The sequence below is a fragment of the Pseudomonas sp. B1(2018) genome (genome assembly GCF_003097365.1).
In the GTDB taxonomy this organism is placed as follows: domain Bacteria; phylum Pseudomonadota; class Gammaproteobacteria; order Pseudomonadales; family Pseudomonadaceae; genus Aquipseudomonas; species Aquipseudomonas laurylsulfatiphila.
Window position 1 is genome coordinate 207,567 of sequence record NZ_PYUK01000001.1, and the last position, 13,340, is coordinate 220,906.

The 13,340-nt window shown below is 60.0% G+C and carries 13 protein-coding genes; 4 read left to right on the forward strand and 9 right to left on the reverse strand.

The features are described 5' to 3' along the window. The first annotated feature begins 479 nt into the window (after nucleotides 1-479). Together C9422_RS00835 and nudC are read left to right on the forward strand one after the other, a co-directional pair. Complete coding sequence (locus C9422_RS00835) at nucleotides 480-1,292, forward strand: crotonase/enoyl-CoA hydratase family protein (protein WP_116579325.1); 813 nt, start codon at nucleotides 480-482, stop codon at nucleotides 1,290-1,292. 6 nt (nucleotides 1,293-1,298) lie between these two features. Next, a complete protein-coding gene (gene nudC, locus C9422_RS00840; RefSeq protein WP_116579326.1) occupies nucleotides 1,299-2,129 on the forward strand; it encodes an NAD(+) diphosphatase in 831 nt (276 codons plus the stop codon). On the opposite strand, the gene C9422_RS00845 is transcribed toward nudC, so the two are convergent. From C9422_RS00845 to C9422_RS00855, 3 genes are all read right to left on the reverse strand, one after another. Then, nucleotides 2,097-2,876 (reverse strand): TSUP family transporter, encoded by a 780-nt coding sequence (locus C9422_RS00845; RefSeq protein WP_007974280.1) that lies wholly within the window; start codon nucleotides 2,874-2,876, stop codon nucleotides 2,097-2,099. The two genes, nudC and C9422_RS00845, sit on opposite strands and share 33 nt — an antisense overlap. A gap of 223 nt (nucleotides 2,877-3,099) precedes the next feature. Next, nucleotides 3,100-3,576, reverse strand: a complete 477-nt coding sequence (locus tag C9422_RS00850; protein WP_102700058.1) for a nuclear transport factor 2 family protein — start codon at nucleotides 3,574-3,576, stop codon at nucleotides 3,100-3,102. Nucleotides 3,577-3,631: 55 nt separating this feature from the next. Next, a complete protein-coding gene (locus C9422_RS00855) occupies nucleotides 3,632-4,195 on the reverse strand; it encodes a TetR/AcrR family transcriptional regulator (protein WP_033047828.1) in 564 nt (187 codons plus the stop codon). Between the two features lie 216 nt (nucleotides 4,196-4,411). On the opposite strand from C9422_RS00855, the gene pssA reads away from it, so the two are divergent. Both pssA and C9422_RS00865 read left to right on the forward strand, forming a co-directional pair. Further along, nucleotides 4,412-5,755, forward strand: coding sequence for a CDP-diacylglycerol--serine O-phosphatidyltransferase (gene pssA / locus C9422_RS00860; RefSeq protein ID WP_116579327.1), 1,344 nt, complete (start codon nucleotides 4,412-4,414; stop codon nucleotides 5,753-5,755). Between the two features lie 176 nt (nucleotides 5,756-5,931). Then, a complete protein-coding gene (locus C9422_RS00865; protein WP_116579328.1) occupies nucleotides 5,932-6,948 on the forward strand; it encodes an AraC family transcriptional regulator in 1,017 nt (338 codons plus the stop codon). 2 nt (nucleotides 6,949-6,950) lie between these two features. Here C9422_RS00865 and C9422_RS00870 read toward each other — a convergent pair whose 3' ends face one another. The 6 genes from C9422_RS00870 to C9422_RS00895 form a co-directional block, all read right to left on the reverse strand. Then, nucleotides 6,951-7,496 carry a GNAT family N-acetyltransferase gene (locus tag C9422_RS00870; protein WP_116579329.1) on the reverse strand — a complete coding sequence of 182 codons (546 nt, stop codon included), beginning with the start codon at nucleotides 7,494-7,496 and terminating at the stop codon, nucleotides 6,951-6,953. A gap of 27 nt (nucleotides 7,497-7,523) precedes the next feature. Next, nucleotides 7,524-7,994 carry an LEA type 2 family protein gene (locus tag C9422_RS00875; protein WP_116579330.1) on the reverse strand — a complete coding sequence of 157 codons (471 nt, stop codon included), beginning with the start codon at nucleotides 7,992-7,994 and terminating at the stop codon, nucleotides 7,524-7,526. Between the two features lie 66 nt (nucleotides 7,995-8,060). Continuing rightward, the gene (locus tag C9422_RS00880) at nucleotides 8,061-9,524 is read right to left on the reverse strand and encodes a nucleobase:cation symporter-2 family protein (RefSeq protein ID WP_116579331.1); all 1,464 of its coding nucleotides are present in this window, start codon (nucleotides 9,522-9,524) and stop codon (nucleotides 8,061-8,063) included. A gap of 97 nt (nucleotides 9,525-9,621) precedes the next feature. Further along, nucleotides 9,622-10,329: an HPP family protein gene (locus tag C9422_RS00885; protein ID WP_116579332.1), complete on the reverse strand. Its 708-nt coding sequence runs from the start codon at nucleotides 10,327-10,329 to the stop codon at nucleotides 9,622-9,624. A gap of 159 nt (nucleotides 10,330-10,488) precedes the next feature. Beyond that, a complete protein-coding gene (locus C9422_RS00890) occupies nucleotides 10,489-11,667 on the reverse strand; it encodes an MFS transporter (RefSeq protein WP_116579573.1) in 1,179 nt (392 codons plus the stop codon). Nucleotides 11,668-11,754: 87 nt separating this feature from the next. Beyond that, nucleotides 11,755-13,338: an ArnT family glycosyltransferase gene (locus tag C9422_RS00895; RefSeq protein WP_371924642.1), complete on the reverse strand. Its 1,584-nt coding sequence runs from the start codon at nucleotides 13,336-13,338 to the stop codon at nucleotides 11,755-11,757. Nucleotides 13,339-13,340 lie beyond the last annotated feature (2 nt).

Genomic DNA, 13,340 nt, shown 5'->3' on the forward strand with positions numbered 1-13,340 from the left:
AGCGCTGCGCATCAGTGAGCAAGCGCTGCCCGATGCGTCGAAGCAAAAGGGGTGAATGAGCCGTTGCAAAGATTGCACCAGTCGCAACGCACCTTCTTGTCAGAGGACCGATCGGGAATGGAAAAAGTTTCGACTGTTTTTCCACTTTGTGACCGATCGGTTTCGCTTTGAGAAAATGAGTCTAGGCCAGAACTTAGAGCGGTAAAGGGCCGATGGCAAAATTGTTCGACAATCGGTTTGTAGCGGTACGGACGTGCCTGATCGAGGTGCAAACGCCCCGACGAAGTGCATGTTTTTTTGCGTTTTTGCCGCAAAAAGTCACCGGGCGGTCACATGAATGTGCGACGTGATCGAGCGGCTGCGCACCAATGCGGTGCGTGCGCCAAGTCCCGGATTTGGCTGAACCGCTGCCTTACTGCCGGTCGCGATGCCTTGTTATAGTTCGGGCCTCGTTTTCTGCCCGCAAAAGGATTCTTGGCATGTCTCAATACAGCGCATTCAACGTCGAACTGGTTGATAAAATCGCCCATGTGCAGATCAACCGGCCGGAGAAGATCAACTCGATGAACGCTGCGTTCTGGAGCGAGATCGTCGAGATCTTCCAGTGGATCGACGACACCGATGAAGTGCGCGTGGTGGTCCTCAGCGGCACAGGCAAGCATTTCTCCTCGGGTATCGACCTGATGATGCTGGCCGGTGTGGCCAATGAACTGGGCAAGGACGTCGGCCGCAATGCGCGCCTGCTGCGGCGCAAGATCCTTACCCTGCAAGCGTCGTTCAATGCCGTCGACAACTGCCGCAAACCGGTGCTTGCAGCGATTCAGGGCTACTGCCTGGGTGGCGCCATCGACCTGATTGCCGCGTGCGACATGCGTTATGCCGCCGAGGACGCACAGTTCTCGATCAAGGAAATCGACATCGGCATGGCCGCCGACGTGGGCACGCTGCAACGCTTGCCGCGGATCATCGGTGACGGCATGCTGCGCGAACTGGCTTACACTGGTCGCACCTTTGGCGCCGACGAAGCGCGCAGCATGGGCCTGGTCAATCGCGTCTACAGCGACAACGCCAGCCTGCTCGACGGCGTCATGGGGATTGCCCGGGAAATCGCCGGCAAGTCGCCGATCGCCGTCACCGGCACCAAGGAGATGATCAGCTACATGCGTGATCATCGCATCGATGACGGCCTCGAATACATCGCCACCTGGAACGCCGCCATGTTGCAATCCACCGATCTGCGCGTGGCCATGGCTGCCCATATGAGCAAACAGAAACCCGAATTTCTGGATTGATTAACCATGATTCCTCGCTGGACCACTGCAGTACTGGACACCGATCAACCCGGCGGCTGGGCCGTCGCGCGCAGCCCCGAAGGCTTTCTGTTCGATGACAATGGCGCCCTGTTTCCACGGGAATGGTTGAAGCGTCAGGATCTGTCGATTCTCGCCGAGCATGGCATCGGTCATCTCGATGGCGAGCCGGTCTATCTGCTGGAGCTGCGCAGTCAAGGCGAAGTGCCGGGCTGCAACTGGAAAGGCTTGCGGGCGTTCATGCTCGAAGGCGATCACACGGTCTACAAGGTGCTCGGTTACGCCGCACAGATCGGCACCTGGGCCCGCGAACACCGCTTTTGCGGCAATTGCGGCCAGGCGACCCATCAGGTGGTGCGTGAGCGGGCGATGTACTGCGAGCCGTGTGACTTGCGCTATTACCCGCGGATTTCACCGAGCATGATCGTGCTGGTGACCCGTGGCGACGAGATTCTGCTGGGGCGTTCGCCACGTTTTGTGCCGGGGGTTTACAGCACTCTGGCCGGGTTTGCCGAGCCGGGCGAATCGGCCGAGGACTGCCTGATTCGCGAGGTTCGCGAAGAGGTGAGCATCGAGGTCAGGAACATCCAGTACATGGGCAGCCAGTGCTGGCCGTTTCCCCACTCGATGATGCTCGGCTTTCATGCCGAGTACGCCAGTGGCGAGATCGTCTGCCAGGAAGACGAGATCGAGGACGCCCAGTGGTTCAATGTGCACGCGCTGCCGCCGTTGCCGGCGTCGCGCTCGATTGCCCGTTACCTGATCGACGTCTACGTGGCGCGGCGTTTAGGCCACGCTGAACCAGTGCTGCCAGGCTAGGCGCACGGTCAGGCCCAACACCACGGTGATGAACACCGGACGAATGAATTTCGCGCCGCCGCTGATGGCGGTGCGGGCGCCGAAGAAGGCGCCGACCATCAATGACGAGCCCATGCACAGGCCGATGATCCAGTCCACCTGACCGGAAAAGATGAAGATCGACAGCGCCGCCGCGTTGCTGACGAAGTTCATGCTACGCGCCACGCCGCTGGCCTTCACCAGGTCGATGGGGTAGAGCAACAGGCTACTCACGGTCCAGAACGCGCCCGTGCCGGGACCGGCGACGCCGTCATAGAAACCGAGGCTGAAGCCCTGGGTCGACTGCCACGTTTTCTTGATCGGTGCATCGCTGTCCGTCGGCGCTTTCGGCGTGCCGCCAAACAATAGATAGACACCGCAGGCGAAGACGATCACCGGCAGCATTTTGTTCAGCCATTCCGCTGGCAGGTAGTGCGCGACCACGGCACCGGTCAGCGCGCCGACCAGGGTACCGACGATGGCGTGCACCCATTGCGCGGGGTGGAACAGCTTGCGTCGGTAGAAGGTGAAACTGGCAATCGCCGAGCCGAAGGTCGAACTGAGCTTGTTGGTGCCCAGCACCAGGTGCGGCGGCAGGCCGGCGGTCAACAGGGCCGGGGTGGTCAACAGCCCACCGCCACCGGCGATGGCGTCGATGAAACCGGCAACAAAAGCGACAAGGGCCAGGATGGCCAGGGTGGAGAGGTCAACGCTGAGTTCGAAAGGCATGGGATCGGCTTATTCGGCGGGTGCAGAAAGAGGCTGCGGGGAAGGGGCGACATATTACCCATACCCCCTTCCGACGGCGACCGCTTAGCTCGCGATCCGTCGATCCCATGTATGTAATCTGCCGATCCCTCTATATGTAGGAGCTGCCGCAGGCTGCGATCTTTTGATCTTAAAAAATCAAGATCAAAAGATCGCAGCCTGCGGCAGCTCCTACAGTGAGTGTTTACAGACCCAGATCCGACAGGCTCGGATGATCGTCAGGACGACGCCCCAGCGGCCAGTGGAACTTGCGCTCGCTTTCCTTGATCGGCATGTCGTTGATGCAGGCAAAGCGACGGGCCATCAGGCCGTCCTCGTTGAACTCCCAGTTTTCGTTGCCGTAGGAACGGAACCAGTTGCCCGAGTCGTCGTGCCATTCATAGGCATAACGCACGGCGATGCGGTTGTCGGTAAAGGCCCAGAGTTCCTTGATCAGTCGATAATCCAGCTCCTTGGCCCATTTGCGGGTCAGGAAGCCTTTGGCTTCTTCGCGGTTATGGGCGAACTCGGCGCGGTTTCGCCACTGGGTGTCCAGGGTGTAGGCCAGGGACACGCGCTCCGGATCGCGGGAATTCCAGCCATCCTCAGCCAGGCGAACTTTTTCAATGGCCGATTCACGGGTGAAAGGGGGCAATGGCGGACGAACTTCGGCATTAGACATTTCAAGTCTCCGTATCAAGTTAAAGTTAAAACAATTGTCGAGCTTGATCAGGTTGCTACAGGTCCAATAACTTTCGCGCCATGCATTGCGCATTATCGGCGGCACTGTGATCACCCGTTACAAGCGCCACGGTAATGGCACCATCGATCAGGATCAGCAGCTGTCTGGCCAGCGTCTGCGGGTCCTCGGCACCATGTTCGGTACACAGCTCGCACACGTAGTCGAGCAGTTTCTGTTTATGTTCTTTGGCGACCAGGCGCACCGGGTCTTGCGGGTCGCCGGTTTCGCCACTGGTGTTGATGAAGGCGCAGCCGCGAAAGCCTTCGCTGGCGAACCACGACTTGAGTACGGTAAACAGGTTGAGCAGCCGCCCGGCCGGGGTCTGGGCCTGGCCGACTTCGCTGCGGTACCAGTGCATCCAGCGCTGATCGCGGCGTTGCAAGGCGGCCACGACCAGTTCGTCCTTGTTGGCGAAGTAGCGGTAGATGCTTTTTCTGGAGACACCGGCGGTTTTCACCAGGAGATCCATGCCAGTGGCGGCAATGCCACTTTTGTAGATCAACTTTTCGGTGACATCCAGAATGATGTCGCGTGTGTCGTTGCTATTGATTTCGTTCATGTGGCTAACAGTAGAACGATCGTTCTCCTTGGTCAATCGATATTTTTGCAGTGCCTGATAAATGGTCTTCGCGAGCAAGCCCGCTCCCACAGGGGAATGCATTTCAATGTGGGAACGAGCCTGCTCGCGAAGGGGATATTACAGACCGTAACAAGACCCGAACCCAGCGATGGTGTAAGCTCTCAGGCTCTTCGGATTCGACCCATTGCGAGCCCTATGCCGTCGCTTTTCAAACGTTCCCTGCTGCCCAAGCTGCGCAGTTTTCCGCTGACGGCCGATGCCGTCGGCATCCTTTCCGGCGCTGCCGAATTCCGTCGTTGCCTGCTTGAGCAAATCGCCAGCGCGACCCGGCGCATTTACATCGTTGCGCTGTACTTGCAACAGGATGAAGCCGGTCAGGAAATTCTCGATGCCTTGCACGCGGCCAAACTGGCACGTCCGGAACTGGACATGGTGGTGGTCGTCGACTGGCTGCGCGCCCAGCGCGGCCTGATCGGTGCCGGCAAGCAACCGGGCAACTCGGCCTGGTACCAGGAGATGACCCGCACCCACGAAAGCGTGGTGCCGATCTATGGCGTCCCGGTACAAACCCGCGAACTGTTCGGTGTGCTGCACCTCAAAGGCTTCGTGATCGATGATTGCGTGATCTACAGCGGCGCGAGCCTGAACAACGTCTACCTGCACAAGTTCGACAAGTACCGCTACGACCGTTATCACGTGCTGCACAATCGCGAACTGGCCGATTCGATGCAGCACCTGGTGCAGCACGGCCTGGTGGCCTCCAAAGCGGTGCACCGCCTCGACCTGCCGAACCTGCCGACGACCCGCAGCCTGCGCAATGACATCGGTGACCTGCGCAGCCGGCTCAAGCACGCGGCGTACGACACCACGCGAGGCACCACCGACCGGACCGGTCTGTCCGTCAGCCCGTTGCTCGGCGTCGGCAAGAACAACCCGCTGAACCGGGTGATCTGCGAGCTGATCGCCAGCGCCCAGCAGCAGTTGACCATTTGCACGCCGTACTTCAACCTGCCGCTGGCGATCATCCGCGAGATCAACCGCGCGCTGGCCCGTGGGGTGAAGATCGACATTGTGGTCGGTGACAAGACGGCCAATGACTTCTACATTCCGCCGAGCGAACCGTTCCGGGTCATTTCGGCGCTGCCGTACCTGTACGAAATCAGCTTGCGCCGGTTTGCCAAGCGTCATCAGCGCAACATCGACAGCGGTCAGTTGAACCTGCACCTGTGGCTTGATGGTGACAACACCTATCATCTCAAGGGCATGTGGATCGATCGGCGCTATACCTTGCTGACCGGCAACAACCTCAACCCGCGGGCGTTCCGGCTCGATTTGGAAAACGCCTTGTTGATCGATGATCCGCACGGCGAATGGCTGGAGCCGCGCCGTCACGAACTGGCGGAGATTTTCCAGCACACGCGGCGAATCGAGCACTTCCAGAACCTGGAAACCCTCGCCGAATACCCGATGGGCGTGGCCAAGTTCCTCAAGCGCGTGAGTCGTGTGCGGATCGAGCGGCTGCTGTACCGCATTCTTTAAAGATTAAAATCAAAAGATCGCAGCCTGCGGCAGCTCCTACAGGGATTTTGTCCGTTCGCAGCACTTGCGGCGCGTAGGAGCTGCCGCAGGCTGCGATCTTTTGATCTTGCTCGTTTTGGCTTTTGATCTTGCTAATATGCCCCCCACTCGAACAAGAACAGGGCTTGCCGCAATCCATGTCGGAAAAAGACACCATCTCCATCCAACTGGTGCGTGAAGCACTGTTGCAAAGCTGCGCGCCAGGCATCGACAAGGACGAGGTGTTGATCAAGGTCGGCATCGACCCTCAGCTGTTGGGCAATTCCGACGCCCGGGTTCCAGCCACCGCTTATGCGCGCCTGTGGCGATTGCTGGCACGGCGGGGGGATGACGAGTTTTTTGGCATGGACCCACGCAAACTCAAATCCGGCAGCTTCGCATTCCTGTGTCGCAGTGCCATGCTCCAACCCAACGTGGCGGCGGGACTGGCGGGCGGCCTGGCGTTTCTGTCGTTGATCCTCGAACACCTGCCGGCGCAGTTGGTGCGTCAGCAAAGCCTGGCGGAAATCGTCCTGCTCGAAGACGACAAAAAGCCACGCCGGGCCTTCACCTATTTCACTTACTGGATGATCGTCCACGGCGTTGCCTGCTGGCTGGCAGGGCGGCGGATTCCGATTCTGGCCATTGAACTGCGCTGTTCGAAACCGGATTTCTGCGATGACTATCAGGTGATGTTTTCCGAGAACCTGCGTTTCGACCGGCCGCGTACGCGGATGATTTTCTCCGCCGATTGCCTGGATCTGCCGATCAAGCGCAGCCCCGAAGAGCTCAAGCGATTCCTGGCCCTCGCGCCGGCCAACATCCTGGTGAAGTACCGTGATCCGCAGAGCCTGGCCAGCCGGATCAAACACGATCTGCGTCACCTGCCGGCCGAGCAATGGCCGGAAACCGAGGCCCTGGCACAACGCCTGTGCATGTCGGCATCGACCTTGCGCCGCCGGCTGGCCGAAGAAGGGCAAACCTATCAAGGTCTCAAGGACAGCGTGCGCAAGGAACTGGCGATCGTCTGGCTGGCCGAGCCGGCGATCAGCTTCAGCGAAATCGCCACGCGGCTGGGGTTCGCTGACACCAGTTCGTTCTACAAGGCCTTTCGCAAGTGGTCGGGGTCAAATCCGGGGCATTACCGTAGCCTGATTCTCAATGACGTCGAGTGAGTTCAGCGGCGCAACAACCATTCTTCACGGGTGATTTCCCAGGTTTCCTTCGGGAAAACCCCGCCGACAAAGTGGCCTTCATCCGTGCCAATCAGTCGCATGCCCGTACGTTCGGAAAGTCTGCGCGAACCAATGTTCGGTGCCGCTTTTGGCACACGCAACACCTTGCGACCCAGAATGGTGAACCAGTACTCGGTCACAGCCGCGCTGGCTTCGCTCATCAGGCCCAAACCTTGCCACTGTGGACCGAGCCAGAAACCGCGGTTGTTGTCCTGTTCGCTCATCAGGCTGATGTTGCCGATCAACTGCTCCGGCGCCGATTTCAGGCGGATCGACCAATGCCATTCCTCACCACGAGCGATAGCTGGTAGCGCATTGTGACGCAGGTACATCAACGCACCGTCCGCAGGATAGGGCCATGGCACCAGGGCGTTGAGGTAACGCACGACTTCCCAGTGCGGGAACTGTTGCTGAATGGCATCAGCGTCTGCCAGTTCCAGCGGGCGCAGCATCAGCCGCTCGGTGTAGAGCGTGGGCGTGACTTCCATGGCGTGTGTTGCTCCTTGTGTCAGGTTTTAACGGCTGCCAGTGGTCGACCCCGGCAGATTGAGTGTGCCGCTGTCGACGAAACGCATCGTGTTGAACAGCCCGCCCGAGAGTTTGCCGCGCAGGATATAAGGCATGTTGTTGAGGGTTTTCATCTGGCTGATGCCATAGGTCTGGCGGATGAACGAAAATGCCGAAACACTGACCGGCACGCTTACGACGGTGTCGGAAAAGCGTCCGATCTCACCCCTTTCATCGGTGACGCCAGAAGCGAATGGCTGGCCGTTGATGTCCAGATCCAGGGCGACGCCGCTGTAGGTGAGGTTGTAGTCATTGGGGTTCTGCACGCGGATTGTCACGGCAAAGCGTACTTCCATGCCCTCGCCCTGCAGGGGCTCGATACCCACGACGTTGATTTTCAGCGGGTCTCGATTGGGCAGCGAGGAACAGGCGCCCAGGCAGAGCAGGAGGGAAATCAGGACCGCGTGAACGCTGCGCATGGACGTGCTCTCATCTGAAAAGGGCTGTACCGCCACCGGCTCAGCCCCTGAGCCCGTCCAGCGGTTTTACGGTGCGACCACCGCAGCCTTTGCGGGTTCATCCCTGGTGGTCACATCGGGGTTCTGCATCACCTGAAGCACGGAGGCCTCCGGATCGAATTCGTCTTCTTCCAGCTCGATGAACTCTTCAGGCAGGAAGATATTAAGAACGATAGCGCACAGCGCGCCGACGGTGATGGGCGATTCGAAAATGTTGTGCAAGGCCTTGGGCAGTTCACGCAGGACTTCCGGCACGGCGGCCACGCCCAGGCCCATGCCGATGGAAATCGCCACGATCAACATGTTGCGCCGATGCAGGCCGGCCTCGGCGAGAATCTTGATCCCGGCCACGGCAACGGTGCCGAACATCACCAGCTCCGCGCCGCCCAGTACCGGTTTGGGCATCAGTTGCAGTACCGCGCCGATCATCGGGAACAGGCCCAGCACCACCAGCAAACCGGCAATGAAAAACGCCACGTAACGACTGGCCACGCCCGTGAGCTGGATCACCCCGTTGTTCTGGGCGAAGGTCACCATTGGCATGCTGTTGAACACCGCCGCCATGGCCGAGTTGAGGCCATCGGCGAGCAGGCCGGACTTGATCCGGCGTATGTACACCGGGCCTTTGACCGGTTGCCGGGAAATCATCGAGTTGGCCGTGAGGTCACCGGCGGCCTCCAATGGCGAAACGAGGAAGATCACCGCCACCGGAATGAACGCCACCCAGTCGAAGGAAAAACCGTACTTGAAAGGCACCGGTACGCTCATCAGCGGGACGTCGGGCAGGCTGTTGAAATCCACCTGGCCCGTGAGCCAGGCCACCCCGTAACCGAGGGTCAGGCCGATGACAATCGCCCCCAGGCGCAGAAACGGCACGTCGACCCGGTTCAACACCACGATGGTTCCCAGCACCAGCGCCGCCAGGGCCAGGTGACTGGCAGCCCCCAGGTCCTGGGCACCGAAGCCGCCGGCGATGTCGGTCATGGCCACCTTGATCAGCGACAACCCCATCAGCGTGATGATCGTCCCGGTCACCACCGGGGTGATCAGCATGCGCAGTTTGCCGATGAACTGGCTCAACACCACTTCAATGAACGCGGCAAAAAAACACACGCCGAAGATGGTCGAGAGAATCTCGTCGGTGCCACCGCCCCGGGCCTTGACCATGAAGCCGGCGCTGAGAATCACACTGATGAACGAGAAACTGGTGCCTTGCAGGCACAACAGGCCCGAACCCACCGGACCAAAACGCCGCGCCTGGACGAAGGTGCCCAGGCCCGAGACGAACAGCGCCATACTGATCAGATAGGGAATTTCGCTTTGCAGGCCCAGGGCGCTGCCCATGATCAGCGTCGGGGTGATGATGCCGACGAAACTCGCCAGCACGTGTTGCAGGGCGGCGAAGACGGTGGCGGTCAGGTGCGGACGGTCATCGAGGCCGTAGATCAGGTCATTGTTACGTGGCGCGGGGGCTTTTTCGGAGGCGGTCATGGTGGTTTGCGTGCCAGAAGGCGGGCCGGGTCAGAAAATGGAGGCGCAGGATGCCAGAACCGCCCGGCCACGGCAAAAGATCCTCCAGAACAGGGGCTTACGGACGCGGGGCGAACACCTCGGCGACGCTGCGGCGTTTGGCGTGCAATTGGCTGGCCTGGATCAGCTGTTCGAGGTCCTCGGGCGTGACGTCATAGAAGGCTTCCATGTCTGCCAGCGCCAGTTTCAGGTCTTCGGCGGTGATGGCCTGACTGTCGACTGGCGGGTGATCGGCCGGGATCATGACGGCCGGTTCGCTGCTGCCCTTGGGGTAACGAACGCGGGTCAGGTTGTTGTAGGCAAGGGCGCAGAGCAGCATCGTCGCTGCGCTGAGCATGACCGGCTCAATGGCTTTCCAGTCCATGGCAATGGTCACCGGATCGGCCAGCACCAGGGTCAGGGCCAATGCGCCGGCCGGTGGATGCAGGCAGCGCAACCAACACATCAGCAATACCGCCATGCCCGCCGCCAGACAGGCGCTCCCGAGGGTTCGACCCAACACATGGGCCACCAGCAGCGCAATCACCCCGGCGCACAAGTAGCCACCCAGAATCGACCAGGGCTGTGCGAGCGCCCCTGAAGACACGGCAAACAACAGCACCGCCGAGGCTCCCAGCGGGCCGATCAGGTGCTGGGCCACCTCGATGCCAAACACCAGGCTACAGAGCCAGACGCTGAGCAGCGTGCCCAAGGCCATGCCGATGGCGGCGCGGCTCCATTCGGTGGGGCGGGTGTTGATGGCGACGGGCAACCAGCGGGCAAGCATTGCGAGAAAACTCCGGCAGAAAAAGTCGAGGTAAAAAAAGGGCTTAGCTGGGAAACCCAGAAAGCCCTTGAAGGTGTTCCAACTGTTGGGGGAGGAACAGGCACAGTGTGCCGTTCAATCCAGCTACTGACAAATTCATATTAATGAGCTTTCAGTGCATTAATTTTGCTTTAAGTCGCCCCGTCGGCCACTCATGTAGCAGAGCAGACCGCCTAGCGCTGCGAGTGCACTCAAGGCATAAAACATCGTCGGCGCCGGGCTGTGCATCAGCATGAAGCCGCAAATCACCGGGCTCACCGCGCCGCCTAGCGCAGCAAGGTTTTGCGCGCCGTAGTAACTGCCGCGCAGTTCTTCCGGAGCCAGGGTGTCGACAAAGAGAAACTCGGCCGGGTAAATAATCATTTCACCCAGAGTGAAGATGAACATGGCCACGCACCAGCTCACCAGGCTGTCCGCCAGGCTGAAGCCGATCAGGCCGAGGATGAACAGGCCGGTGCCGGCCACAATCCACTGGCGCAATTGTTCACGTTTGAGAAAACGCCCGACCTGGTATTGCAACAGGATCACGCTGATGGCATTGCAGGCGAGCAGGGCGGCCATGATTTCCATGGTGTGCCGGGGATTACTGGTCACCAGCAGGTACTGCGACAGGTAAAAGGTAAATCGCCCGTGCACCACGGTGCTGAGCAGGCAACCGGCGGTGAACATGATCAGGGTGCGGTCGTTTTTCAGGGTGATCAGGGTTTTCAGAAAACTCTGCGCCTGACCGGCAAGAGGCACCTTGGCCGGATCCGCGGGAATGCCGGTCATCAGGAAAATACTGAAGAAAGCGATGGCCGCCGCGATCAGGAATGGCGCACTGGCAAAGGCACCGGCAATCAGCACGCCAAGCATCGGCCCGACAGCGTAGCCAATGTTGGTCAGTGTATAGCTCAGGGAAAACGCCTTGGCTCGTTGGCCCACGGGCAGGTTGTCGCTGAGAATGGCTTTCGAACCGATCAGGAACAGCGCCGAGGCGGTTTCGGTGACGATCAGGGTGATCGTGGTCAGGTAGAGGTTTTCGGCGAAGGTCAGCAACAGCAGGCCGACCGCGCTGGACGCCATCGACAGCACAAGCAGTCGGCGTTTTTCGAAACGATCGATGATGTAGCCGCCGTAGAGGGAGAGCAGGGTGGCGACGAACACCGCAATGCCGAGTAGCAGACCAACGTCCTGTTGATTGAGGCCAAGCTTGTCGCTGACGAACAACGTGAGTAACGGGCTGGTGATGGCGCGGCTGACGACGATGGTCAGCGAGCAGATCAGCAGGCGGCGGATGAGGGGGGAATAACGGGTCACGGCGTGAATGTCCTTATTCGATCGGGCCGGCATCAGCCCAAGGTCAGCGCTACTCTAGCAGTCGGACACCCGCTCGTTGCTACGGAATTACTTGAGGTGCAGCAGCACGAAGTCATTCTTGTCGAAACGCCCGCTCAACACGGGTGGCAAGCCACCGATAGCCGAGCCTTGCAGTGCCTTGTAGACGTTCAGGTCCATCATCAGCCACGCCGGACCCTCGAGGGCATCAAGTTCCTGGGGGGAATCGGTGAACTCCGGTTGCAGGCCTTGATTGATGTTGACCATGAACTTGATGGCTTTGGCATCCTTGCCCATCGCGTGCATCACCAGGGGTGCGGGGTCTTTTTGCACGAGTTCAAACGCTTCGTGGCTGAAGGTCCGGGTGTCGTAAAGCTGTCGCTGGATGGGCTCGAACTGCAGGATGTATAACGACCAGAGTGCCAGGACCGCGCAAAGAGCGAGAATCTGTGCACGCCAGCGGGGGTGCTTGAACGCTGCCACGGCGACTGTTTGCAGCACGCCGAGAATGATGAACAACGAAGTGAGGTGAGCGACGTCTTCGGGGAATCTGCGCTGTACCACCAGCAAGGTCACGATCAGCAGCCCCGGAATCAGCAGCCATAAGCCTTGCATCAATACGCGCAGCCAACTGAACAACCGACCCTGCACGGCGTAGAACGGGTAAGCCGCAATGATCGCCGCCATGGGCAGCATCGGCAGCAGGTAACGGGCCTTTTTCGCCTGCGGGACGGAAAGGCCGACCATCACGATCAATCCGGCGGCTGCGCAGTACAGCGTCAGGCGCAATGCCGGGCCTGACTGTTGTCGACCGGAAGCTGCGACCGCCACCAATGCCAGCACGGCCAACGGCCAGGCCAGTGCGTAGTTGCCCATCGAGCTGGTGAAGTAATACAACACTTCGTTGGAGCCTTCGCTGCCGTCCATGCGCCCCATGAACTGCATGCGAATCACATCCTGCAAGAAGGCCGGGCCGCCGCTGACGTCGGCCAGCCACAGCAACAGACCGACACACACCGCCAATAGCACCGATGCCAGCAATCCGAAGACAAATAGGCGCCGCCATTGGCGATTGACCAGAAAATAGCTGCAGAGCATCCCCGCAGGAATCACCAGGCCGATGGGGCCGCGAATCCAGAAGCCCAGCATCAGCAAGGCAAAGATCAGGCCCCGGCGGCTCGGTGCCGCGAAGTGATCGGCGGCATAACCCAGGTAGAACACGCTGAACGCAACGGCCGCCAGCATCAGGTCGAGGGAAACGGCGCGGGTTTCGGTGATGAAGGTGTTGGTCAACAGCATCAGGGCGATGCTCAGCAGCGCCCAACGCGTGGAGTAGGGTGCCAGCAGGCGGTACATCAAGGTGACGATGACCGCTGCGGCGATGGCGCTCGGCAGCCACGCGGTCAGGCTGGTGACCTGGCCGAGCGGCAATGAAAGCAGCCAGATGAATACCGTTGAAAGACCCGAATAGTCAGCGTAGGGCTGGCCGTAGGTCGTCGGAAAAAAAGACGGTCCGTTGCGCAGCATCTCCTGGGCGAACAGCACGAAGCGCGAATCGAAGCCGATGGCCGGCTGCTGATACATCCCGGCGCAGAACAACACCAGCGCCAACAGTCCCAGCGCGAGGGACTGTCGGCGGAAGTGGGGGAGCATGA